General features: G+C 58.0%; 23 protein-coding genes and 1 pseudogene. 19 read left to right on the top strand and 5 right to left on the bottom strand.

What is annotated here, in order from left to right; translation table 11 throughout:
* Window positions 1–4: 4 nt before the first annotated feature.
* The 3 genes from tatA to DXX99_RS04060 form a co-directional block, all read right to left on the bottom strand.
* Window positions 5–247 carry a twin-arginine translocase TatA/TatE family subunit gene (tatA, locus tag DXX99_RS04070; RefSeq protein ID WP_115792237.1) on the bottom strand — a complete coding sequence of 81 codons (243 nt, stop codon included), beginning with the start codon at window positions 245–247 and terminating at the stop codon, window positions 5–7.
* An 82-nt stretch (window positions 248–329) separates the two neighbouring features.
* Window positions 330–1,610, bottom strand: coding sequence for an ABC transporter ATP-binding protein (locus DXX99_RS04065; protein WP_115792236.1), 1,281 nt, complete (start codon window positions 1,608–1,610; stop codon window positions 330–332).
* A gap of 12 nt (window positions 1,611–1,622) precedes the next feature.
* Window positions 1,623–3,341: an ABC transporter permease gene (locus DXX99_RS04060; protein WP_115792235.1), complete on the bottom strand. Its 1,719-nt coding sequence runs from the start codon at window positions 3,339–3,341 to the stop codon at window positions 1,623–1,625.
* 337 nt (window positions 3,342–3,678) lie between these two features.
* On the opposite strand from DXX99_RS04060, the gene panC reads away from it, so the two are divergent.
* The 8 genes from panC to DXX99_RS04020 all read left to right on the top strand — a co-directional run bounded on the left by panC (window position 3,679) and on the right by DXX99_RS04020 (window position 10,926).
* Window positions 3,679–4,548: a pantoate--beta-alanine ligase gene (gene panC, locus DXX99_RS04055; RefSeq protein ID WP_115792234.1), complete on the top strand. Its 870-nt coding sequence runs from the start codon at window positions 3,679–3,681 to the stop codon at window positions 4,546–4,548.
* Between the two features lie 195 nt (window positions 4,549–4,743).
* Complete coding sequence (locus DXX99_RS04050; protein ID WP_240610808.1) at window positions 4,744–5,748, top strand: radical SAM protein; 1,005 nt, start codon at window positions 4,744–4,746, stop codon at window positions 5,746–5,748.
* 15 nt (window positions 5,749–5,763) lie between these two features.
* Complete coding sequence (locus tag DXX99_RS12090) at window positions 5,764–6,012, top strand: FmdB family zinc ribbon protein (protein ID WP_115792233.1); 249 nt, start codon at window positions 5,764–5,766, stop codon at window positions 6,010–6,012.
* 48 nt (window positions 6,013–6,060) lie between these two features.
* Entirely contained in the window at window positions 6,061–6,792 is a 732-nt protein-coding gene (locus DXX99_RS04040; RefSeq protein WP_115792232.1) for a Rossmann-like domain-containing protein, read from the top strand.
* Between the two features lie 41 nt (window positions 6,793–6,833).
* Complete coding sequence (gene dinB / locus DXX99_RS04035; RefSeq protein ID WP_115792231.1) at window positions 6,834–7,988, top strand: DNA polymerase IV; 1,155 nt, start codon at window positions 6,834–6,836, stop codon at window positions 7,986–7,988.
* 44 nt (window positions 7,989–8,032) lie between these two features.
* Window positions 8,033–8,959 (top strand): D-alanine--D-alanine ligase, encoded by a 927-nt coding sequence (locus tag DXX99_RS04030; RefSeq protein ID WP_115792305.1) that lies wholly within the window; start codon window positions 8,033–8,035, stop codon window positions 8,957–8,959.
* A gap of 3 nt (window positions 8,960–8,962) precedes the next feature.
* Window positions 8,963–9,637, top strand: a complete 675-nt coding sequence (gene deoC / locus DXX99_RS04025) for a deoxyribose-phosphate aldolase (protein ID WP_115792230.1) — start codon at window positions 8,963–8,965, stop codon at window positions 9,635–9,637.
* Between the two features lie 65 nt (window positions 9,638–9,702).
* On the top strand, window positions 9,703–10,926 hold the full coding sequence (locus DXX99_RS04020; protein WP_115792229.1) for an HD domain-containing phosphohydrolase: 1,224 nt from the start codon (window positions 9,703–9,705) through the stop codon (window positions 10,924–10,926).
* Here the strand turns inward: DXX99_RS04020 and DXX99_RS04015 are convergent.
* Window positions 10,923–11,210 carry a hypothetical protein gene (locus DXX99_RS04015; protein WP_115792228.1) on the bottom strand — a complete coding sequence of 96 codons (288 nt, stop codon included), beginning with the start codon at window positions 11,208–11,210 and terminating at the stop codon, window positions 10,923–10,925. The two genes, DXX99_RS04020 and DXX99_RS04015, sit on opposite strands and share 4 nt — an antisense overlap.
* 151 nt (window positions 11,211–11,361) lie before the next feature.
* Between DXX99_RS04015 and DXX99_RS04010 the strand changes: the two genes are divergently transcribed.
* The 5 genes from DXX99_RS04010 to plsY all read left to right on the top strand — a co-directional run bounded on the left by DXX99_RS04010 (window position 11,362) and on the right by plsY (window position 16,528).
* Complete coding sequence (locus tag DXX99_RS04010) at window positions 11,362–12,066, top strand: DUF1614 domain-containing protein (RefSeq protein WP_115792227.1); 705 nt, start codon at window positions 11,362–11,364, stop codon at window positions 12,064–12,066.
* Window positions 12,050–13,192 (top strand): stage II sporulation protein P, encoded by a 1,143-nt coding sequence (gene spoIIP / locus DXX99_RS04005; RefSeq protein WP_240610807.1) that lies wholly within the window; start codon window positions 12,050–12,052, stop codon window positions 13,190–13,192. The genes DXX99_RS04010 and spoIIP overlap by 17 nt, the downstream gene beginning before the upstream one ends.
* A gap of 112 nt (window positions 13,193–13,304) precedes the next feature.
* Entirely contained in the window at window positions 13,305–14,675 is a 1,371-nt protein-coding gene (locus tag DXX99_RS04000) for a DUF512 domain-containing protein (protein ID WP_115792226.1), read from the top strand.
* Window positions 14,614–15,957, top strand: a complete 1,344-nt coding sequence (der, locus tag DXX99_RS03995) for a ribosome biogenesis GTPase Der (RefSeq protein ID WP_115792225.1) — start codon at window positions 14,614–14,616, stop codon at window positions 15,955–15,957. The genes DXX99_RS04000 and der overlap by 62 nt, the downstream gene beginning before the upstream one ends.
* Window positions 15,950–16,528, top strand: coding sequence for a glycerol-3-phosphate 1-O-acyltransferase PlsY (gene plsY, locus DXX99_RS03990; RefSeq protein ID WP_115792224.1), 579 nt, complete (start codon window positions 15,950–15,952; stop codon window positions 16,526–16,528). Before der ends, plsY begins: the two co-directional genes overlap by 8 nt.
* Before the next feature lie 123 nt (window positions 16,529–16,651).
* Here plsY and DXX99_RS03985 read toward each other — a convergent pair whose 3' ends face one another.
* The gene (locus tag DXX99_RS03985; RefSeq protein WP_115792223.1) at window positions 16,652–17,035 is read right to left on the bottom strand and encodes a hypothetical protein; all 384 of its coding nucleotides are present in this window, start codon (window positions 17,033–17,035) and stop codon (window positions 16,652–16,654) included.
* 260 nt (window positions 17,036–17,295) lie between these two features.
* Between DXX99_RS03985 and DXX99_RS03980 the strand changes: the two genes are divergently transcribed.
* The 6 genes and pseudogenes from DXX99_RS03980 (at window position 17,296) to DXX99_RS03955 (ending at window position 22,954) form a co-directional block, all read left to right on the top strand.
* Window positions 17,296–17,910 (top strand): ribonuclease HII, encoded by a 615-nt coding sequence (locus DXX99_RS03980; RefSeq protein WP_115792222.1) that lies wholly within the window; start codon window positions 17,296–17,298, stop codon window positions 17,908–17,910.
* A complete protein-coding gene (locus tag DXX99_RS03975; RefSeq protein ID WP_115792221.1) occupies window positions 17,903–18,262 on the top strand; it encodes a YraN family protein in 360 nt (119 codons plus the stop codon). Before DXX99_RS03980 ends, DXX99_RS03975 begins: the two co-directional genes overlap by 8 nt.
* A gap of 17 nt (window positions 18,263–18,279) precedes the next feature.
* Window positions 18,280–19,803, top strand: a complete 1,524-nt coding sequence (locus DXX99_RS03970) for a YifB family Mg chelatase-like AAA ATPase (protein ID WP_240610806.1) — start codon at window positions 18,280–18,282, stop codon at window positions 19,801–19,803.
* 5 nt (window positions 19,804–19,808) lie between these two features.
* Window positions 19,809–20,120: pseudogene (locus DXX99_RS12085) on the top strand (DUF134 domain-containing protein); the annotation flags it as partial.
* A 189-nt stretch (window positions 20,121–20,309) separates the two neighbouring features.
* Window positions 20,310–21,782: a stage IV sporulation protein A gene (gene spoIVA / locus DXX99_RS03960; RefSeq protein ID WP_115792219.1), complete on the top strand. Its 1,473-nt coding sequence runs from the start codon at window positions 20,310–20,312 to the stop codon at window positions 21,780–21,782.
* A gap of 311 nt (window positions 21,783–22,093) precedes the next feature.
* Window positions 22,094–22,954: a polyprenyl synthetase family protein gene (locus DXX99_RS03955; RefSeq protein ID WP_115792218.1), complete on the top strand. Its 861-nt coding sequence runs from the start codon at window positions 22,094–22,096 to the stop codon at window positions 22,952–22,954.
* Window positions 22,955–23,014: the final 60 nt, after the last annotated feature.

Raw genomic sequence — 23,014 nt, 5'->3', positions numbered from 1 at the left:
ATTTTTAATGCTTGGTTTCCGAAGTTTTGCTGGCCTCACAAGCCTGGGCTATAACCTGGGCTTCTGCTTTGGGAGAGGAAATCTTCTCCTCCGTCTCGTCGAAGGTGCCGGCGGAAGCGCTGCGGAACTCTTTCAAAGTCCGCCCGAAAGCTCGGCCTATCTCAGGAAGCTTGCTTGGACCGAAGATAAGTAAGACCACCACCAGGATAAGCAGTAAATGCGCGGGCTCGAACAAACCGCGGAACATGGTCTTCACCCCCTTTCAATTCCCCCAGCTCCTCAGGTTAATTGTACTCCCGGGAATCGGTTCTGCAAAGAAAAAATTCTTTTTAGCCGACCGTCTCTCCTTCTTCCAAATAGAGGCAACGGGAATCTTCGTCGTAACCGAAAAGTTCGGCGTAGCGCCCCCAGTCGATAAGAATGTCGAGCTGGATCCGGGCTTCTTCGGGGCTGAAGTGCTGTTCCAGCACGCTCAAGAAGAACTCCCGGGGCATGCGGCGGTTAGCTTTGGAAGAGAGCACCGAGACTATCCAGCGGATGCGCCGGACGTTTTGCAGGATTTGCTCGCGGAAGATCTCCTTGCGCTCGAGCAGGGGGGCGGCGGCGAAGCGCCTGCCGGCGGAGGTGAGCTCGATATCGCCCTCCTGCACACGCACCAGACCCGTTATTTCCGCTGCCTCCACTATGGGAAGAAGGTCTTCCAGATCCATGGCGAACTTTTCGCCTAAGGCGTAAAGGTCGGCCCTGCCACCCACTTCCAGAAGATATTCCACCAGACCGGTCACAGCACCTACCCGCGCCACGGGCAACCTTCGGGGAGCCGGTGGAGCCGGAGGAGCTGCTGGTATCTTGCGGCGGGTGAGGATGGTGTAAATTTCGTCCACCAGGGCAGTGAAGCGGGGGTTTTTCCGCTCCCGCCAATGAGGCAGGTTCACCGCTACCTCAGCTATAATGCGCCCTGGATCGCGTGACAGAACTAGGATGCGGTCGCAGAGATAAACCGCTTCTTCGATGTTGTGGGTGACCAGAACTATAGCTTTGGTGGGTATTTTCTCTTCCAACCAGAGCTTTAAAAGGTCGCGTCGCAGGTTCTCCGCCGTGAGGACATCTAAGGCCGAAAAGGGTTCGTCCATTAGGAGGACGTCCGGTTCGGCTATCAAAGCTCGCGCCACTCCTACCCTCTGGCGCATACCGCCGGAGAGCTCTTTAGGATAAGCACTTTCAAAGCCGTCAAGCCCCACCATGTCGATAATCTGCAGGGCCTTTTCTCGGCAGGTCTCCCAAGGGTAACCGCGCACCAGAAGTGGCAGGGCCACGTTTTCCAGCACGGTAAGCCAGGGGTAAAGGGCAAAAGTTTGGAAGACCATAGCTACCCCGGGATTCACCCCGTCCAGCGGCCGACCTTTGTACAGCACCTCTCCCGAAGTGGGCTTGACCAGCCCAGCCATCATGCGCAAAAGGGTGGACTTGCCCGAACCGGAAGGTCCCAGGATACCCAGAAACTCCCCCTGCCGCACGGCGAGGGAGATATCCTCCAGCACGGTTACCTCGCTGCGCTCCCCGAGGGGGTATTTTTTGGTTACTCCTCTGAGCTCGATGAGTGCCTCCATTTTCCCCTCTCCTCACTCTACGTGGTACTTGACTTCCGCCAGGTGATAAAGTCGGCGCCAGAAGAGGCGATTAATCGCCACCACGTAAAGAGACATAACGATTATTCCTCCTATAATGGCTGGCCAGTTCCCTGCTTCCGTGGCGTTGGTGATGTAAGCGCCCAGGCCGGTGGCCTGCAAGGTGTGGTCGCCCCAGCTGACCACTTCTGCCACTATGGTGGCGTTCCAGGCGCCACCGGCGGCGGTTATTCCTCCTGTCACTAAAAAGGGAAAGATGCCGGGCAGGATGAAATAGCGCCACCGTTTCCAGCCTTTGATACCCAGAACTGCTGCCGCCTCTTTGAGGTCGTTGGGCAAGGAGCTTACTCCGGCTATGACGTTAAACAAGATGTACCACTGGGTTCCCAGCATCATCAAGGGAATAGCGCCCCATTCCTGGCTTATATGCAGACGCAAGAAGAGGATGGTAAAGAAAGGGAAGAGCATGTTAGCCGGAAAAGAAGCAGCGAAAGTTATAAACGGCTGCCACCGCCTGGCCCTCTCTGCGTCCCAGCCCAAATAAACTCCCAGGGGAAGCATGATAAGCGTTCCCAGGGCGACCGCGACCACCACCCGCAGGAGGGAATAAAATCCCAGGCGGAATAGATTTAGTACTCCTTCGAAGCCCAGCTGGGCGATCAGCAAGATCCCCCGGTAACCATAGTAGGCCGTGTATCCGGCCAACAGCAAAAGAAGGAAGATTCCTAGAAGGTGTACGATGCGCTTGATCCCTGCCCCCAAGCCGGACTCGGCGGTTCCGGCCACCAGCCGCCCGCCGCTCGTAATAAGGCGGCGCTGCATCGGCTCCAGCACTCGATTGCCAAAGGCCCGGACTAAGCTTGAGCGCTGCAATACCTTCAGAAGCCAATGGGACTCCGTTTGCTCTTTGGTTTGTTCCAGTTTGAAGCGCTGGCTCCAGATGGCCACCGGCCGCCAGAAGAACTGGTCTACCAGCACTATGGTAACGGCCATGGTGATAATGGAGAGGATAAGCGCCTTTATGTCTTTGTGCATAATGGCCGTGGCCAGATAGGAGCCCAGCCCGGGAAGGTAGATCTGGCGGTTAAGCACGGTTATGGCCTCGCTGGCCGAAAGGAAGAACCAGCTTCCGGCAAAGGACATCATAGCGTTATACACTAGAGAAATGACGGAAAAAGGAAGCTCTAACTGCCAGAGCCTGTGCCACCAGTTGAGTCGGAACACGGCGGCGGCATCGCGCAGCTCGCGGGGAATGGTGCGCAGCGACTGGTAAAAGCCGTAAGTTATGTTCCAAGCCTGGGCGGTAAAGACGGCGAAAATGGAGGCCAGCTCCGCTCCCAGCATGCTGTTGGGAAAGAGAGCCACCAGTCCGGTGATGGTGGCGGAAAGGAAGCCCAGCACGGGCACGGACTGCAGAATGTCTAGGAGCGGAATCAGGATTTTCTCTGCCCGCCGGCTGTAGGCGGCCCAGTAACCGTAAACTATGCTAAAAACCAGGGAAGCTGTGAGGGCTATGAACATGCGCAGAAGAGACCTGCCCACATAGTAAGGGAGGTTTACGGGATTAAGATCTATCTTCGCCCCCATGTGGAGGGGTTCGGCCATGCCGGCCCCGAGGTGGATCAAAGTGTAGAGTAAGGCCACAACGGTCAGGATTACCGCCACGTCTACGAGGCTGAACCTGCGAGCTAGCAGCTCCACCGGCTGGCGCATCGATCATAGCCTCCTTTCCTTGCTGAACTCAATAAAGCTTCGGCCCGAGGCAAAGGGTTTTGGCGGTTGGAGATAGCCAAGAAAAATTTTCCTAGAGCCCATCCTGCCGGCACCCCCTTCCCTCTAAAAAAACTAAACGGCCTGGCTTTTAAAGTACCCTCGCTTGGATTGTCCGGTTTCGAAGCCGAAAGTTCGCCCGCGCCAGGCCATCCCCATTCTAAGCCGAGTGCTTTGGTGCTGTCAAGCACAAGTAAAAGTGTATTGATCTTTCCCTGTCGGAGTGGTATCTTGGGGATAGAAAGTTATTCTTTTCACAATCTTGCCGGGAGGTATGGGTATGAAGGTTATCGAAAAGGTGGCAGAAATGCAGGAATGGGCTTTAGAGCGCAAGAGGCGTGGGAGGCGCCTGGGCTTCGTTCCTACCATGGGTTACTTGCACGCGGGGCACCTGACCATCCTCTGCTGGGCTCGTGAGGACCGGGATAAGGAGTTCGATCGGCTGGTGGTCGGGGTCTTCATCGACCCCTTTCAGTTTTCTTCGGCGGAAGAGTACCGGGGCTATCCCCGGGATATCCGCTGGGATAAAGAGGTAGCTTTGGGAGCGGGAGCCGACGTCTTTTTCGTCCCTTCGGCAGAAGAACTTTACCCTGAAGGCTTCGCTACTCTTATAAGCGTAGGGGGCTTAGAGCACGTCACCGAAGTCAAGCGTCACCCGGAAAGGATGCGGGGAGCTCTGACCACCACGGCCAAGCTCCTTAACATAGTGCAACCTGACTGCCTTTATTTAGGCCTAAAAAATGCCTACCAGGTAGTGGCCATCCGCCGCATGATAAGGGATCTCAACTTCCCCGTTAAGGTGAAGGTACACCCGGTAGTGCGGGACGAGGACGGCCTGGCGGTGAGCGCACGGAACTTCCTTTTGAGCGAGGAAGAAAGAGAAGCGGCCAAGGTCCTTTACCGGAGCCTGCAGGCGGCTGAGCAGGCGATTCAAAAGGGGGAAAGGGAAGTGGCTGCCTTGCAGGAGCTCATGATCAATACCATAAAAGAGGAGCCCTTGGCTCGTTTCGATTATGTGGAGATCTTGCAGTGGCCTACCTTGCAGCCGGTAGAAAGGCTTAAAGCTGGGCGCTATATCCTGACCGTTTCAGCTTACTTTGGCCCGACCCACCTGACCGATCACAGCCTGGTGGAGGTTGAGGTAGAGTGATCTCCTCCCGCCCTTGGGAGGTATATTAAGGAAGAAAGCCACGGTTTGGGCGACTGCCTGGGATTTCCGCTCCTTTTAAGCTGCTGGATAATGTCATTTGTGAGCGAAACTCTGGTCCTTCCGCCCACGAGGGTAGGAAGGTATTGACACAGTGAGGAATGGGCCTTACTATGATAGTGGTCATATGATCGAAATTTGCTCGCGGCGACCCAAGGCGCACAGGAGCCAGCTCGAGCGACGGGTAATTGCGAGGAGGGATTAGCGATTTTCTCCGGGCGAGTTTTCGGCCCCATCTTTTCCCGTCGTTTAGGCAACTCTCTTGGCGTAGATCTGGTGCCATTTAAAACCTGTACTTACGATTGCATCTATTGCCAGCTTGGTCGAACCACCAACCGGACGCTTGAGCGGCGAGCGTTTTTCCCGGTGGCGGCAGTGCTGGATGAGGTAGAAGCAAAGCTTGCCGCCGGACCCCCGCCTGACTACATTACCCTTTCCGGCTCAGGCGAACCGACGCTTCACAGCGAAATCGAGGCTATTATCGCCAAACTCAAAGAACGGAGCCAGATTCCGGTGGCTGTGCTGACCAACGGCTCGCTTCTTTATCAGGCAGAAGTGCGGCGTGCGTTGCTACGAGCAGATGTGGTTTTACCCTCGCTCGATGCTGGCGATGCCGAACTCTTTAACTACGTAAACCGGCCCCACCCGGCCCTTAGCTTCGATCAGGTAGTCGAGGGGTTAATCCGCTTCCGGGAGGAATATGCAGGGGCACTTTGGCTCGAGGTCTTTTTGCTTGGCGGTGTTACTGCCATCGAGGACGAGGTTCGCAAGCTAGCCAAGTGGGTAGAATTGATAAAGCCGGATAAAATCCAGATCAATACTGTAACCCGTCCCCCTGCAGAGGAATTTGCTTTTTCCGTGCCGGAAGAAGAATTACATCGGCTTGCTCCTATTCTGGGCAGAAACGCTGAGGTGATCGCATTACACCACGAAGTTGCAGCCCAAGGGAAAACCTGGATTCAGGAGCAGGAACTCTTCAATGTACTCCGGAGGCGCCCCGTTACTCTTGAGGAAATAGCCGCCGGGCTGGGGATTCACCCTGCCGAGGCTGCGAAGCGGGTCCAGGAGCTTCTGGCTACCGGGAAAATCAAGTCTACAAAAGTTGGTAGTATTATTTACTATCTTCTGGCCAATCAATCTTGATGGAGGGGGACAAAGGTGCCTATTTACGATTACAAGTGCCGGAGCTGCGGGTACATTTGGGAGGAGCGTTCTGAGTCGGCGGATTCAACCCCTGCAAGTTGTCCCCGCTGTGGGGGAACCGATCTGCAAAGGCTTTTCCCTGCACCTAATTTATTGAGAAGCGTTGGCCAACCTCCGGGACGGACGTGCTGTGGGCGGGAGGAACGGTGTGACACCCCTCCTTGCGCCGGAGGGGGAGGTTGTCGGAAAAATGAAATTTGGTAAGCTAGGTAGGGAGGCAAGGACTTTCGTTCAGAACGGAGGTTCTGAAAAGTGGAGGATATCTATACTACCCTGCGCCGGAGGGCGGTGGAGTTAGCCGAACAAGCGGGGTTGCTAGCTCTGCCGGTCGAGGTACGGGCTCGGGTGCTCACACCCCGGGAAGCAATTGGTGATCCGGGGAGGTCCGATTTTCCCCTGCAAAAGGGAAAAGAGAGTCTGGTGGAGGCGCAGTTTCAAGGTTCGCGGGGCCAGGCCTTCACCGACCACCCGGGCCATTTTACCGGCACTTTGGAGCAGGTGTTAACACTCCCGCTTGAGGACAACTATCATCGTGCCGTGTTCGTCGCCACCCTCAACGCTTTGCTGCGTCACCTGGGAAAGGTTACGGGCACGGTGCACTGCCGCAACGAGGGGCCGCGCCGCTGCGCGGAGGAGTTGGTCAGCTATTTAAAAGAGCATTTCGGCACGCCGCAGGTGGGTTTCATCGGGCTGCAGCCGGCCCTGGTGGAGGCCTGCTCCAGGTATTTCCCGGTGCGCGTGCTGGATCTCGATCCGGAGAATATCGGCCGAGAGAAGTTCGGGGTGTTAATCGAAGACGGTCGCGGCGACATAGAAGCATTCCGGCGCTGGGCCGAGGTTTTGCTAGTTACCGGGAGCACCTTAACTAACGGCACTATTGCCGATTGGCTCAACGCCCCTTGCCCGGCGCTTTTTTACGGCACCACCATAGCGGGTGCGGCTTCTCTGCTAGGCTTGCTTCGTTTCTGCCCCTGTAGCACCTGAAACTAAATGATCTCTTCCGAAGGCTACGGTAGAATAGAAGTGTGCAGGAGATATTGCTTTGCGATCTTGACGCCTTTTTCGCCGCCGTAGAACAGAGGGATAACCCCGAGCTCCGGGGCAAGCCGGTCATAGTGGGCGGACTTACGGGCCGGGGAGTGGTGGCCACTTGCTCTTACGAAGCCCGGGGCTTTGGCGTCCGCTCTGCCATGCCGCTTAAAAAAGCTTTGAAACTCTGCCCTCACGCCGTTCTCCTGCCGGTGAACATAAGCCGCTACCGGGAAGTGGCGGCCGAGGTACTGGCCGTCTACCGGCGTTTCACCCCCTTTATCGAAGTGGTTTCCATAGACGAGGCCTACCTGGGTGTGGCTCCAGGAGAAGGGTTAGAGGTAGCCCGAGCCATCAAGGAGGCGGTGAGGAAGGAACTCGACCTTCCCCTTTCCATAGGTGTTTCTGTGAACAAGCTTTTGGCCAAGGTGGCCTGCAACTTGGCCAAGCCGCAGGGTCTCAAAGCCCTTTGGCCGGATGAGGTGCCGCAAATCCTCTGGCCTCTGCCGGTCGGTGTTTTGCCCGGGATAGGGACCAAAACCGAAAAGCAGCTTAAAGAGAGAGGAATAAGGACTGTGGGCGACTTGGCCGCTGCTCCCCTTTACCTGCTCAAAATGGTCTTGGGAAGCGAGGCCCTGCGTTTCAAAGAGTACAGCCACGGAGTAGACCGGCGCGGTTTGGTCCTCTCCCGCCCGCCTCTTTCCTTCTCCAAAGAGACGACCTTCCCCCGCGATGTGTGGGAGCCGGAAGTAGTGCGTGGAGCTTTGATGCGCCTGGCAGAGGATCTGGGCTACCGTCTGCGGCAGAACGGCTTCTTGGCCCGTAGCGTTACTTTAAAGCTGCGCTTTGCCGACTTCCGCACCATCACCCGCACCCGCTGCCTGGCCGAGGGTATCAACCGTGACTCCCTCATCTACCGCACAGCTTGGGAGCTCTTTCAGGAATTCGCCTCTTCTCCTCCCTGGCGGCTGGTGGGGATAAAGGTGGCGGAGCTTTCTAACTGGAAGCAGCTTTCCTGGCTGGAAGACGAGCGGGAGGAGAGGGAGCGGATGCTGGCCCTGGTTTTGGACGCGCTGCGTTCCCGCTACGGCCGACCGGTGGTGCGCCGGGCGTCCGGGCTTAAAGGGATTTTGCCGGAGGGAGAAGAATAAGCTTTCCGGAGAAAAGTGCACAAGGGAAGGAGCGGCAGGTGAACATGCGAGTGGCGGTGCTGTGCGGCGGGAACTCGGCCGAAAGAGAAGTTTCTTTGCGCTCGGGCGAAGCCGTGTACCGGGCCCTGCGAGAAAGGGGTTGGGAAGCGGTAAAAATCGATGTGGGACCGGACATCGCCCTGCGGTTGAGCGAAGTCAAGCCGGACGTGGTCTTCTTAGCCCTGCACGGCAAAGGGGGAGAGGACGGCAGCATCCAGGGGCTTTTGGAGGTCATGGGCTTGCCCTACACCGGACCGGGCATTCTCGCCAGCGCCTTGGCCATGAATAAAATAGCTACCAAACGCTATCTACTTTCGGCTTCCCTTCCCACCCCTGACTTCATAATCTTAGACAAAGAAGAATCCCCCGATGAATGGCTGCGAAGGGTGAAAGAGTTTCGCTCCTTCCCGGTGGTGGTCAAGGCTCCTACTCAGGGTTCCTCTCTGGGTATGAGCATCGTGCGCCGGGAAGAAGAGCTGCTCCCGGCTCTTATGGAAGCCTTCCGCTACGACCCGGTGATACTGGTGGAGGAATTCATAGAAGGGGTGGAAGTAACGGCGGCGGTGCTGGGTAACCGGAAGCCGGTGGTACTTCCCCTCATCGAAATCGTGGCCGATAAAGGGGTTTACGACTACGAGGCCAAGTACACTCCCGGGAAAAGCCGGCACATCATCCCTCCCCGCCTCCCCGAACCTTGGCAGGAAAAAATAAAGGAACTGGCACTGGCTACCTACCGCTGGCTTGACTGCCGGGGGTTCTCGCGCATCGACTTCATGGTGAACCGCACAGGTAATCCCTACATCCTGGAGGTGAATACCATTCCGGGGCTTACCGAGGTAAGCCTCTTCCCTGACGCTGCCCGCGCAGCTGGTATGAGCTTCGGCGAACTGGTAGAAAAGCTTATCTACCTGGCCCTGGGACAGGAGGAATGAGAAATGGATTTGAGAGAGCTGGCCCGACGCATAGACCATACCTTACTACGCCCGGAGGCCGGGGAAGAGGACATAAAGCGTCTCTGCGCGGAAGCCCTGCGCTACGGCTTTTTCGCCGTATGCGTCAACCCGGTCTACGTTCCCTTGGCGGTGGAGACTCTCAGGGGCTCTCCGGTCAAGGTCTGCACTGTGGTGGGGTTTCCGCTAGGGGCCAACAGCGTGGTGACCAAAGTAGTGGAGGCGCGGCAGGCAGCCCGGGAGGGAGCGGAAGAGTTCGATCTGGTACTCAATCTGGGGGCACTCAAGGATCGGCGGTTCTCTTACCTCCGGGAAGAACTGAAAGCGGTAAGGGAGACAGTGAAGGAGATCTGCCCCCAAGGGGTGCTGAAAGTAATCTTGGAGACCTCTCTTCTGACGCGGGAAGAAAAGCTTAAAGGGTGCGAGCTTGTGCTGGAAGTAGGTGCAGAGTTCGTCAAGACCTCTACTGGTTTCGGTCCGGGCGGGGCCACGGTGGAGGACGTCAAGCTTCTGCGTCAGGCGGTGGGTGACCGGGCCGGCGTGAAGGCAGCGGGCGGAATAAAGACACTGAAAGATTTGCTCTCCATGCTGGAGGCGGGGGCGGATCGCATCGGCTCAAGCTCTGCCGCGAAAATCATGAGGGAACTGCAACAAGGCTAGGCTCAAGTTTTTTCTCCGGGGGCCGAACTTCTCCTTGGTGAAAGTTGGGAAAGAGGAGTAGGGAGATGGGTCGGTCCGTAGACCTTGTCTGGCTTCTAAGCAACCTTTCCCTGGCCTTGGACTTTTCCCACCGCGGCCTGCTTCGTCACCACCAGCGAGTTGCCCTTTTGTCCCTCAGACTGGCTGAGGCGGCCCGGATGACACCGGACGACAAGATCGCCCTTTTCAAGGCGGCCATCATCCACGATCTGGGGGTGGTTAGCTGGGCCGAGAAGAACCGCCTAGACACTTTTGACGTACAAGACCCCTGGCCCCATTGTCGCCGAGGCTACGAATTAGTCGGAAAAGTGGAGATCCTTCAAGAAGCGGCCGAGCTCATACTGCACCATCACGATCGCTGGCTGGGGGGTAATCCTTCTGGTAAGAAGGGAGCGGAGATACCACTGGGCTCCCGAATCATCCACTTAGCTGATCGGGTTTCGGTACTTCTCACTAAGGAAGAGTGGACGGAGCAGGAGATTCTAAACCACAAGGACCGGATAATACGGGAGATCGAGCTTCAGGCGGGCCGGCTTTTCGACCCCGAGTTGGTCTGCCTCCTGCGCGAGGTGGCGCGAAACGAAAGCCTGTGGTTTGACCTCACCTCCCCCTTTCTGAGCGACAGCCTCCGCCTCTGGGCGGGCGGAGAATTTCTTCTTTCCCCCGATCAGTTACGGGCAGTGGCCGAACTCTTTGCCCGCGTGGTCGATGCCAAAAGCCCTTTCACCTACCTTCACTCCAAGCGCGTGGCAGTGGTGGCAAGGTTCTTGGCCGAGTACCTGGGTATGAAAGAAGGGGACCTTTTCCTCATAGAACTGGCAGGGCTGCTGCACGATTTGGGTAAACTGGCCGTGCCGGACGAGGTCCTGGAAAAGGCGGGGCCGTTGAGCGAGGCGGAATTCAACCTGATAAAGACGCACCCCTATTACACCTATTGGCTCCTCAAACCTCTGGACGGGCAACTCCCTCTGGTACGCTGGGCGGCTTACCATCATGAGAAGCTTAACGGTCAAGGTTACCCCTTCCGCCTAACCGGAGCCGAGCTCTGCTTGGGAGCAAGGGTCATGGCGGTGAGCGATATATTTACCGCTTTGAGAGAGGACCGGCCTTACCGGGCGAGCCTTTCTTGGGAGAAAGCGATGCGTATTATAGCCGACCAGGCAGAGCAAGGGTTGCTGGACCGCCGGGTGGTGGAAGCTTTGCGGGACAGCCGGCGGGAGCTTGAGGAGCTCTGGCTGGAGGTAAGTTAGGGTTGCTTCTGGCAGGGAAGGATGCCTAAAATGGCTTTAGGAGATGCTACCGAAGGACGGTAGCGCAGCTTCCACGGAGGAGGTGAAGAGGGATGCCTCACTGCCACAAGCAAGAAGAAAAAACTGTTGTGATCCACTCCCACGAGCACACCCATCCAGCTTACCGGCACTCCCACCCGCATCGGCACGGCGATTTGGTGCACGAGCACGAACATGAGCACCCTGCGATAACCCATGTCCACGAGCACGTACATCTCGGCGGGGAGGGGCATGGTGAAATTCATCTAGATCATTCCCACCACGACGAAGAGCACGATCACCAGCATTAGACGAAAGTGTAAATTTTAGAAAGAAAGGCCGCTTCGAAGCGGCCTTTCTTTTTGGTGCATATCCCTCTCCTTTCGGGGAAAGCCTTGGAGAGGGAGGGGAGAAAAGATGGAACGCATGCCAGTAGGAATTTTATTCCTAATCTTGCTTTCTCTGCTTCTTTACCTGGGCATAGGGCATAGGGTGCTAGACCGCATGCGCCTTTCCGACCGAGCAGCTCTTCTCATCATAGGAGCTATGGTGATCGGAAGCCTCATAGAGTTCCCCTTGGGCCCTAAACTCACACTCAACGCGGGTGGGGCGTTAGTTCCGGTAGCGATGGCCGTCTATCTAGTAGCCGGCGCCGGAACCAGGGAAGAGAAAGTGCGGGCACTCGCAGGAGCCTTAATCACCGGCCTGGTGGTTTACCTGTTGGGCACCTACCTTATGCGGGGGCTGAAGGAACCAGCGGGGCGCTACGATTTTCTGGAGCCTCTTTACCTCTTTCCCCTGGTGGCCGCTGCGGTGGCCTATCTTGCCGGGCGCTCACGCCGGGCCGCTTTTGTAGCGGCCACCCTGGGGGTGCTGCTGGGAGACCTGGGCCATTACTTTTGGGTCCTGAAAAACCGAGCTCCCGTCACCGTAAGTTTAGGAGGTGGGGGTGTCTTCGACGCCGTGGTACTCTCGGGTCTCTTGGCTGTACTTCTGGCCGAGCTTGTCGGGGAAGCGCGCGAGCGCTTGCAGGGAGGACCAGAGACAGAAGGGCGACCAGAAGCTTTGCTGGAGCAACTGCAACCGCCAGAGGGGGAGGAAAGAAATGATAAGAAAAAGTAAGCTCTGGTTGGGTTTCTTGCTGCTTCTCTTAGCGGCGGGCCTGCTCACCTGCTGGGCGGGAAGCAGAACCGTGCCCGTTTTGGGCTCTCGGTTGGGGGATTACGATGGGGAACTCAACCCTGGGGAATTTTACACCGTGGTGGACGAAGAGCGGCGGGTGATCGACCGCTTGTCCCGCGAGGTGGCTCCTGGAGACGAGTTCTTTGCGCCTGACGGTAGGCATTACCGGGTGGAGAGGGTAAAAGGGAAGGTGGCCGAGGCCCGTCTTTTGGGCAGGGACAGGGATATATTGGCTTGGGAGGCCTACTTCGAGCAGGTGGCCGTGCCGGCAGCGGTCTTAGGGCCCGACCGCACGGTGGCCATCTACCACACTCACAGTGACGAGTCTTACGTGCCCACCGACGGGGCAGCCTCCATTCCCTACCGCGGCGGTATTCTAAAAGTAGGAGCGCGTTTCAGTCGTAAGCTCGAAAGGGAGGGGGTGAAAGTGAACCACGATGTCACTCCCCACGACCCTCATGATGCTTACGCCTATGTGCGTTCCCGCAAGACGGCAACCCGGCTTTTGCAGAGTCGGCCCTTGGCCCTCTTCGACGTGCACCGGGACGGGGTTCCCGACCCCGATTTTTACCGAGCCTACATAAGAGGGAGCTCCGTGGGGCAGATCCGGATCGTGGTAGGGCGGCAGAACCCCAAGATGAGTGCCAACCTTGACTTTGCCAAGCGCCTCATGAGCTACGCCAACCGGGTACATCCGGGACTGGTTAAAGGAATTTACCTGGGGCGGGGAAACTATAACCAGGACCTTTCTCCCACCGCCCTTCTGCTGGAGTGCGGTACCCACACCCTTACCCGGCCGGAGGCGGAGCGGGGAGTGATGCTTTTGGCCGAGGCCGTGCCGGTGGTTCTGGGACTACAGGGATCCCGCCCCGATCTGCCCGAAGGGGAGCGCCCCTTGACCGAGCGCTCGCCGGGGGTCTGGCGGGCGGTGGGCTGGCTGGCCTTGGCGGCAGTAGTAGGGGTGGGGGGCTTTCTCCTCCTCAGCACGGGCAGCTGGCAGGGTGCTAGAGAAAAGCTGCGCCAGTTCTGGTCCAGAGAGCTCGGCCTCCGCAAGAAAAAGGGGTGAGAAGCGGGCATCCAAGGAAAAGGATGCGCCCCCGGGCGGAGCCGTTTGCTTTGCCCGGGCTTTTTCTGTTATTTTGGGATTGGGAAAGCGTAAACGGAGGCATCTTTTCACTTTGCGGGGCCTGGAGATCAAAGCAGTCGACCCTCAGGGGCAAGGAGCTTTGCTGGGTTTGAAACCCGGGGACCTGCTCTTACGGGTAGACGAGTATGTCCTGCGGGACGTCATCGACTTTTACTTTTACGCCGCTTCTGGCCGCCGGCTTTTCTTGCGGCGCGGCGGACGGGGATTGGTGCTGCGTCTTTCCGAGCCGGAGCGCCCCTGGGGGCTGGACTTCGTGCGCCCTTTTGGCTCCATCCGTCGGTGCGCCAACCACTGCCTTTTTTGTTTTGTGGACCAGCAGCCCCCGGGTCTGCGTTCCTCGCTGACTTTCAAGGACGACGACTACCGCCTCTCCTTCTGGGAAGGGAACTTCATCACCTTGACCAATTGCACCCGGCGGGATCTTGAGCGCATCATCAGGCAGCGGCTAAGCCCGCTTTACGTCTCTGTCCATGCCACCAACCCGGAGCTCAGGGTGAAGCTCATGGGCAACCCCCGTGCCGGGCTTATCATGGAACAGCTGAAATTCCTGGCCGCCGGTGGCATAACTTTGCACACCCAGATAGTGCTCTGCCCGGGCCTTAATGACGGCACTGAACTCGAGCGGACGGTGGGGGATCTGGCCAGCCTTTATCCGGCGGTGGCCTCCATCGCCGTGGTTCCGGTGGGCCTCACCCGCTACCGGCAGGGGCTTTATCCTCTGCGCCCTGTTTCCCGGGAGGAGGCGGCAGCGCTTTTAGAAAAGATACATTCTTGGCAGCGAGAGTTTAGCCGGCGCTGGGGAACCAGACTGGTTTATGCAGCCGATGAACTCTACCTTCTGGCCGGCAGCGCCTTCCCTCCGGTCTCCGCTTACGAAGGATTCCCTCAGCTGGAAAACGGGGTGGGCTTGGCGCGGCAGTTCCTTTCCCGTTGGGAAAGGCTGGAACCCCGCCTTCCCCGGGAGGTTCCGCCCCTCCGAGCGGTTATCGTCACCGGGGTGCTGGCGGCGGGGCTTCTGGAACCGGTGGTGGCCCGTCTGAATAAGATAAGGGGGCTAAAAGTGGAGCTGGTGGTGGTGGAAAACGAGTTCTTTGGATCCACCGTAACCGTGGCCGGGCTTTTAACCGGCCGGGACATAAAGCGGGCCTTGCTCGCTTACCCTTCCCGACCGGACCTGGTGGTGGTGCCGGCAGCGGCTTTAAAGGAGGGGCGGCTTTTCTTAGACGATCTCACCCTGGAAGAGCTGGCGGCAGAGCTGGGTTATCAGGTAAGGGCAGCCGGTACGCCGGAGGAACTGGTGCGGTTACTGACCGGGAAGCAGCGGAAGGAGGCGGGAAAGGGTGGGAAGACCCGTGGTAGTGATAGTGGGGCGCCCGAATGTAGGCAAGTCCACCCTTTTTAACCGTTTGGTAGGAAAAGGAGTGGCCATAGTGGAAGAGGAGCCGGGCGTGACCCGCGATCGCCTCTACCGGGAGGTAGAATGGTGCGGGCGCACGTTCGTGCTGGTGGACACCGGAGGAGTGGTGGAGAGCCCGGAGAGCCCTTTAGGGCTAGCCATCAGGCGCCAGGTGGAGCAGGCCTTGGAAGAGGCCGATGTCGTGCTTTTCGTGGTGGACTACAAGACAGGGGTCACCTCCGAGGATCAGGCTATAGCTTCTATGCTGCGCCGAACGGGTAAACCCATCTTGCTGGTGGTGAACAAGGTAGACAAGTTCGACCCCCCGCCGGTGCTGTCCGACTTTTACGCTCTGGGCTTGGGTACCGAGCCCATACCCGTGTCGGCAGCCCAGGGCTTAAACGTGGGCGACCTCCTGGACGCGGTAATCGACCAGCTCCCGCCGGAGGATAGGAAGGAGGAGAGGCCGGAGGTCGATGCCGTGGCGGTGGCCATCGTGGGGCGTCCCAACGTGGGCAAATCTTCTCTGGTGAACGCCCTTTTGGGCGAGGAGAGGGTGATAGTGAGCGATATTCCTGGTACCACACGCGATGCAGTGGACACCTTCCTCACCTGGGAGGGGAAGCCTTACGTTTTGATCGACACGGCGGGGCTCAGGCGCCGCAGCCGGATAAAAGAAGAGGCGGAGCGGCAGAGTTGCCTGCGGGCCCGGCAGGCTCTGAAGCGCGCTCATGCCGCCGTCCTGGTTCTGGACGGCGCCGAAGGGGTGACCATGCAGGACAAGAGGATTGCCGGTCTTATTGAGGAAGCGGGGCGGGCGGTGGTTATAGCGGTCAACAAGTGGGATTTGGTGCCTTCCTCCCGGAAGGACGCTCCCCGCTACCTGGAGGCCTTGAGGCGAGAGCTTTACTTCATCGACTATGCTCCGGTGGTCTTCACCGTGGCCACGGAGGGGTTCGGGGTTACCCAGATCCTGACCGAGGTGGAAAGGGCGGTAGCCAATGCTCGCCGTCGGGTGCGTGAGCAGGAGCTGAGGGAGGTTGTGGAAGAAGCCCAGCTACGCAATCCGCCCCCCAGGGTAAAAGATAAGCGGCTGGAGATCTACCGGGCCTACCAGGTGGCGGTGGAGCCGCCGGTCTTTCTCTTGCAGGTGAACGACCCGGAGCTCATGACTCCTTACTACCGCAAGTATCTGGAAAACCAGTTGCGGGCGGCTTTTGATTTTACCGGCACCCCCATACGTTTCGTCCTGCGCCGCCATAAGAAGGGGAGGGGAAGGAATGCTTAAGCTTTTGGGGTTTGCACTCCTGGCCTACTTGATCGGCTCTTTTCCCACCGGGTATCTGCTGGCCCGGCTTAAAGGGGTTAACATCTTTGAGCGGGGTAGTGGTAATATAGGGGCCACCAACGTGTGGCGGACGCTGGGGCCTTTTTACGGGACCCTGGCTTTTATAGGGGACGCGGGTAAAGGAGCTCTGGCCGCTTACCTGGGGATGTGCCTGGGTCCCACCGCTGCCGTTTTAACCGGAGCGGCGGCTCTGGTGGGCCACGCCTTCTCCGTCTTCCTGCGCTTCCGGGGAGGTAAAATGGTGGCCACGGCTTTGGGGGTCTTTCTCCTTCTGGCCCCCAAGGCCACTTTAGGGGCTTTGGCTGTTTGGATTTTTGTCTTTGCTTTAGGCCGCTATGTTTCCCTGGCCTCCATCATAGCTGCGGGGAGTCTTCCCATACTGGCCTCTGCCTTTAGATATCCTCGCAGCATCTGCATCTTTAGCCTCCTGACCGCAGTGGTAGTTATTCTCCGGCACCGCGATAATATTCGTCGCCTTCTGGAAGGAAGGGAGCACCGCTTCGGTCGCTGAAGGCTTACGGCTCTAAAGGTACTCCCGCTCGCCTAAAAGGTATAGGCCTCGCCGGCAGCACCGAATTAGCCGTGCAGGAGGGACAAAAGGACGGGGACGTGGCGTACCCGAGGCCAAAGCATTTTAACTTTTCCTTTCTCGGGCCTTTAAAGAAAGGCTCAGGGCTATTCCTGAAACCAGGTAAAGAAGATCGAAAATTCCTCGGTACTTGTAAATACTGCCTGTCATGAAACACCAGAAATAGAAGGAAAAAGGCAAGGAGAGGGCGAAGGACAAAAATAAAAGAAACGGCTTGGTCCTGATCGAGCCGTATAGGGCCAGTACGGCCAAGGGAAGGGTTAAAGCGCAAAAAGCCGCCAGCAACTCGGCCCCGAGGTCGGTGGCGGAGCTACCGTAACGGGTAGCAAGCGCCGCCAGAGCGGCTAGGCTCAGCCCCAAATTACCGCCGGACGCCATCACTCCTATAATGGAGCCGGGGAGTAGAGTATTCGGCACTCCAGCCCTCATCGGTATTTCCTCCAAAGTCCCTTTTAGGAGATTTTACACTGATCTTATGCCTTTCCTAAACATCAAAAGCCTGCTCAGAAGTTATTAAGCGTTTCGCGGCCTGGTGGGAGGAAAAACCAGGGGGTTCTTCGTACCTTGCTCCTGCCGGATGCGCGGACGCGGGCGGTGGAGGAACCCTGGACCAGCAGATCGACAGGCAGGAGCGAGAATACGGGCCGGAAGCCGTTCCGTTAGTGAGCAAACTTTGATACTATGGAAATATGGAGCGCTGGGAGGAGGAGCTCTGGAAGCAGGGTTTCAAGCGTGTGGCCGGGGTTGACGAAGCAGGGCGGGGTCCCCTGGCAGGCCCTGTAGTGGCCGCAGCGGTGATCTTCCCCCCCTTAGTTGATTTACCTTTGCTCAGAGACTCAAAGCTCCTGTCCCCCAAGAAGCGCTGGGAGCTAGCCTGCTGCATAATGGAGCTGGCCGAGGACTGGGCCATAGGAATGGCGTCGGTGGCGGAGATCGACCTTCTGGGGATAAGAGAGGCTACCTTTCGGGCCATGCACCGCGCCCTTTGCTCCCTCCGCCACCCTCCCGACATGGTCTTAATCGATGGCAACTCTTCTCCTCCGCTGCCCTGGCCCCACCTGACTATAGTTAAGGGGGACAACCGGGTAGCCTCGGTGGCCGCGGCTTCCATTCTGGCCAAAGTAACGCGGGACAGATTGATGGAGGATCTGCACCTGCTCTTCCCGCAGTACAATTTCAAGCAGCACAAGGGTTACCCTACCAGGGAGCACAAGGAGTTGCTGGCTCGCTATGGCCCCGTTTCTTTACACCGGCGCACTTTCGCTCCTGTGCGCCTTTTGGGGGAAGCCAGGAGAGATGAATGAAAAGGGTTTGCGGGGGAAGAGGGCTGAGGAGGCGGCGGCCCTCTACTTGCGGGGGGCTGGCTGGGAGATAATAGAGAGGAACTACCGCTGCCGCTGGGGGGAAATCGACCTCATCGCCCGTGAAGGAGAAACAATAGTTTTTGTGGAAGTCAGGAGCAAAAGTAATTTAACCTTCGGTTTACCGGAGGAGAGCATTGGCAGGCGCAAGCAGGAAAAGCTTAGGAAAGTGGCCCGCCATTTTCTTGCGCGGCTCGGGCGCGAGCTTCCCTGCCGCTTCGACGTCATAGCCGTAGCGTGGGACGCGGCCACGGGGGAAATAAAGAGCCTGCGACACTTGCGGAATATCCTGTAGATGGAGGTAAAGGTCTTTTGGCTCTGGCAGTGCTAAAGAGCATAGCCCTTTACGGGTTACAAGGGTATCTAGTGCAGGTGGAGGTAGATATTTCTCCTGGGCTGCCCGCTTTCGAAATTGTGGGCTTGCCCGACACCGCGGTGCGAGAAGCGCGGGAGAGGGTAAGAGCGGCTATTCGCAACTCGGGCTTCGATTTTCCGGCTAGGCGCATAACTGCCAACTTGGCGCCGGCCGATTTGCGCAAGGAAGGGCCTTCTTACGACCTGGCACTAGCGGTAGGCATACTCGCCGCCACGGAGCAAGTGCCGGTGAAAAACGCCCGGCGCTTTGTTTATTTGGGCGAACTGTCTTTGGAAGGTAAGGTAAGAGGGGTTTGGGGAGTTTTGCCCAGCGTGGCTCAAGCTACCCGCCAAGGTGAGAGGGCCTTCATCGTACCGGTAGCCAATGCCAGGGAGGCCGCCTTGGTGGAAGGAGCAGAGGTTTACTCGGTAGCCGAACTGGGGGAGCTCGTGGCCTTCTTACGGGGAGAAGTGGAGCTTACCCCTTTTCAGGTAGACCGGGAGGCGCTTTTCAAAGCCGGGGAAGGGGATGAGTTGCCCGATTGGGCGGAGGTCAAGGGACAGCTTTACGCTAAAAGAGCGCTGGAGGTAGCGGCGGCGGGGGGGCACAATGTCCTGCTCCTGGGTAGCCCGGGCACGGGGAAGACTATGTTGGCGCGCCGCGTGCCGGGCATCCTCCCTCCTCTGAGCCTGGAAGAGGCGCTGGAAGTGACGGAGATTTATAGTCTAGCGGGGCTCCTTTCACCCCGGATTTCGCTCGTTACTCGCCGGCCTTTCCGGGCGCCGCACCATACCGCTTCGGCGGTGGCCCTGGTGGGAGGAGGACGCTATCCCCGGCCGGGGGAGGTAAGCCTGGCTCATCACGGAGTGCTTTTCCTAGACGAGTTTCCGGAGTTTTCTAAAGAAGCCCTGGAAGCTTTGCGCCAGCCCCTGGAGGACGGGGTGGTGACGGTGGCGCGCGCCCAGGCGGTGGTCCGTTTTCCCGCCCGCTTTATGCTGCTGGCAGCCGCCAACCCCTGTCCTTGCGGCTTCCTTTTGGAGGGCAAATGTACCTGCTCGCCCCAGCAAATCCAGCGCTACCGCAGCCGTCTGTCCGGGCCGCTGCTGGACCGCTTTGATATCTTCGTAGAGGTACCTCGGGTGGAGTTCGAGGATCTGGCCTGCAGCCAGATCCAGGAGAGCTCGGCCGTGGTGAGAGAGCGAGTAAAGCGGGCGCGAGCCCGGCAGCAGGAGCGCTTTAAAAAGACCGGGATTTTCTGTAACGCTGCCATGACCTCGGCTCAGGTGCGGCGCTTCTGCGAACTTACCCGGGAGGCCAAGCAACTTCTGGCCACCGCTTTCAAGCGGTTAAACTTAAGTGCGCGGGGCTATGACCGTGTACTGCGGGTAGCCCGCACCATCGCTGATCTTGAAGGCAGCGAAACCATAAGCACCGATCATGTGGCTGAAGCTTTGCAGTATCGGGAAGAGAAGGGGGTATAACCTAGTTGCCGCGACCGCCCAAGTTCCGCCGCGTGGCCTTTCTTCCCCCCTTCGTCGTCTACAAACCCCAGGGGATTCCTCTGGAAGAAACGGAAACAGTGAATTTGACGGTGGAAGAACTGGAAGCTCTCCGGCTTAAGGACCTGGAGGGACTGGAGCAAGAAGAGTGCGCCGAAAGGATGGGAATTTCTCGTCCCACTTTCCAGCGCCTGCTGGTGGGGGCGCGAGCCAAAGTGGCCGAGGCTCTAGTCAAGGGAAAGGCTCTGCGCATCGAAGGTGGGAATTTTCTCCTGGTAACCCATCGACAGTGCGCCCGTTGCCACGAGGAGTGGGAGGCTTCGGAAGGGGAGGTGTGCCCTCGCTGCGGTGCTCCTAGGGGAAAGGGGCGCTGCAGGCGGCGCAGGGGCGTTTGGATGCTCCCCCCCGATGCCGAGGAGTAAGTACGGTATTTTCTTCCCCCTCGGTGCATAAGCTGTGGTGAGCCAAGGTGAAGAGGGGGGTGGCGTATGGATAATCTCTTTCGTGATATTTCGAGCAGGACCGGAGGAGATATTTACATAGGTGTGGTGGGAGGAGTCCGAACGGGAAAGTCCACCTTCATCAAGCGCTTCATGGAGCTCCTGGTCATTCCCAACATAAGGGATCCTTACGACCGGGAGAGGGCGCGGGACGAGTTGCCCCAGAGCGGCAGTGGCAGGACGGTGATGACTACCGAGCCCAAGTTCGTCCCCAACGAGGCGGTGGAAATAGTCCTCAACTCGGGGATAAAACTGCGGGTCAGGCTGGTAGATTGTGTAGGCTACCGGGTGGAGGGAGCTCTGGGCTATGACGAGGAGGGAGGGCCTCGCCTGGTAAATACCCCCTGGTTTGACGAGGCTATCCCTTTCGACGAAGCGGCAGAGATAGGGACGAGGAAGGTGATCCAAGACCATTCCACTATAGGAATAGTGGTGACCACCGATGGGAGCATTACCGGTATCCCCCGGGAGAATTACGTGCCCGCGGAGGAGAGGGTAATAGAGGAGCTCAAAGAGCTGGGTAAGCCCTTCGTGGTGATCCTCAACACCACCCAGCCCCACGCGCTGGAGACGGCGGAGCTGGCAGAAGAGCTCACACAGAAGTACGATGTCCCCGTTTTGCCCGTGGATGTCGAGAGCATGACCCAGGCCGACATCCATACCATCCTCACCGAGGTGCTTTATGAGTTCCCGGTGAGTGAGGTGAATGTCAGCCTGCCTTCCTGGGTGGATGAGTTGGAGCCGGAGCATTGGCTTAGGCAGAAGTTCGAGAACACGGTGCGAGAGGCGGTACGCCAGGTAAGAAGAGTCCGGGATATTCAGACGATAGCGGCCAACCTGCGGCAGGAGGAGTTCATTGGAGAGGTACGGGTGCGGGAAACCGACCTGGGCACAGGGGTAGCTTCTCTAGAAGTAAAAGCGGTGGAAGGGCTTTTCTACCAGGTGCTCTCCGAGACTACGGGGTTCAAGGTTGAAGGCGACAAAGACATCCTCCGGCTCATGAAGGAGTTGAGTGTGGCCAAGAGAGAGTACGACAAGTTTGCCGCTGCCTTGCGGGAAGTCAGGGAGACCGGCTACGGCGTGGTCACTCCCCATCTGGATGAGATGAACCTAGAGGAGCCGGAGCTCATCCGCCAGGGGAACCGTTTCGGAATAAGGTTGAGGGCCAGCGCTCCTTCTTTGCACATCATCCGAGCCGATATCACCACCGAAATCACTCCTATAATCGGTACGGAGAAGCAGTGCGAAGAGCTGGTACAGTACATATTGCGCGAGTTTGAAGAGAATCCCAAGAAGATCTGGGAGTCGGAGATATTCGGCAAATCACTTCACGATCTGGTGCGAGAGGGGATCCAGAACAAGCTACACCGGATGCCCGAGCACGCCCAGGTAAAGCTCCAGGAAACTTTGCAGCGCATCATAAACGACGGTTCTGGCGGACTCATCTGCATCATCATATAATTGAAGCCGAGCCCGCAGGTGGCCTGCGCTCGACCGGCACGGATGCGGTCTGCCATAGACCTGCACCCGTACCGATCTTTTTGCCGACCACCGCCGAGCCTTCTTGACCCGGCGGTGATCTGGTTTCGGCCACCTCGGACCCGGCTGTTCTTATTATGCTCCCCTTCTCGGCGAATATACATTTGAAAGTTTTAAAAATCTTGCCCTGGGCTTTTTGAAAGGTTTTGCGCCTCATAAGGCGAATCCTAAAAAGAAACTCCGGATTTTTAACGGAGATTAATCTTCCTTGAGTACAACGGGTGAAGGCAAGGATGGACTTTAACCAGATGCTGGCAGAAAAAGCACGTCTTATCGAGGAAGCTCTTGACCGTTATCTGCCTCCGGAATTCGCTCCTCCCCATCCCATCCACCAGTCCATGCGCTATAGTGTGCTGGGAGGAGGTAAGCGCTTGCGCCCGGCGCTTTTGTTAGGGGCGGCCGAAGCGGTGGGAGCGGGCGTGGCGGAGGACTTGCTGCTGGCCGCCTGCGGGATAGAGCTCATCCACTGCTACTCCTTGGTCCACGACGACCTCCCGGCCATGGATAACGACGATTTTCGCCGCGGGCGCCCGACCAGCCACCGGGTTTTCGGAGAGGCCATAGCCATCCTGACGGGTGATGCCCTGCTCACTTTGGGCTTTGAGCTCCTGGCTCGGGCGGCCCTTGTTGCCCGGCAAGGGCCGGAAGTAGGTTTAAAGGTCATCGTGGAGGTGGCGCGGGCGGCGGGTAGCGAGGGTATGGTGGGTGGACAAGTCCTCGATCTGGGGGGCATTAAGAACTCAGACCCTGCCTTCCTGGTAGAGGAAATTCACCGGAAGAAGACGGGGGCCCTTTTCGTAGCCGCAGTACGGGCGGGCGCCTTGCTGGGAGGAGCACAGGAAGAGGCTTTGCAGAAGCTCACCCTGTACGCTGAGGAACTGGGGCTGGCTTTCCAGATAGTGGACGATATCCTCGATCTAAATGAGGAAGAAAAACTTTCCAAGCTAACCTACCCGGCGGTCTTCGGTCTTCCGGCTGCTCGGGCACGGGCGGAGGAGGCGGTACGAAAAGCCATTTCTGCCTTAGACTCTTTCGGCTCGGAAGCCGATTTCCTGCGCCAAGCGGCCGAGTTTGTCCTTAGCCGGAAGTCCTAGAATTTGAGCTTAAGCTTCCGTCTGTGGTATGATTAAAGTTGATTCTAGAGCAATGCAAAG

This window comes from Ammonifex thiophilus (assembly GCF_003368535.1).
Taxonomy (GTDB): Bacteria; Bacillota; Desulfotomaculia; order Desulfotomaculales; family Ammonificaceae; genus Ammonifex; species Ammonifex thiophilus.
This window is presented reverse-complemented; position numbering and strand designations above follow the sequence as displayed.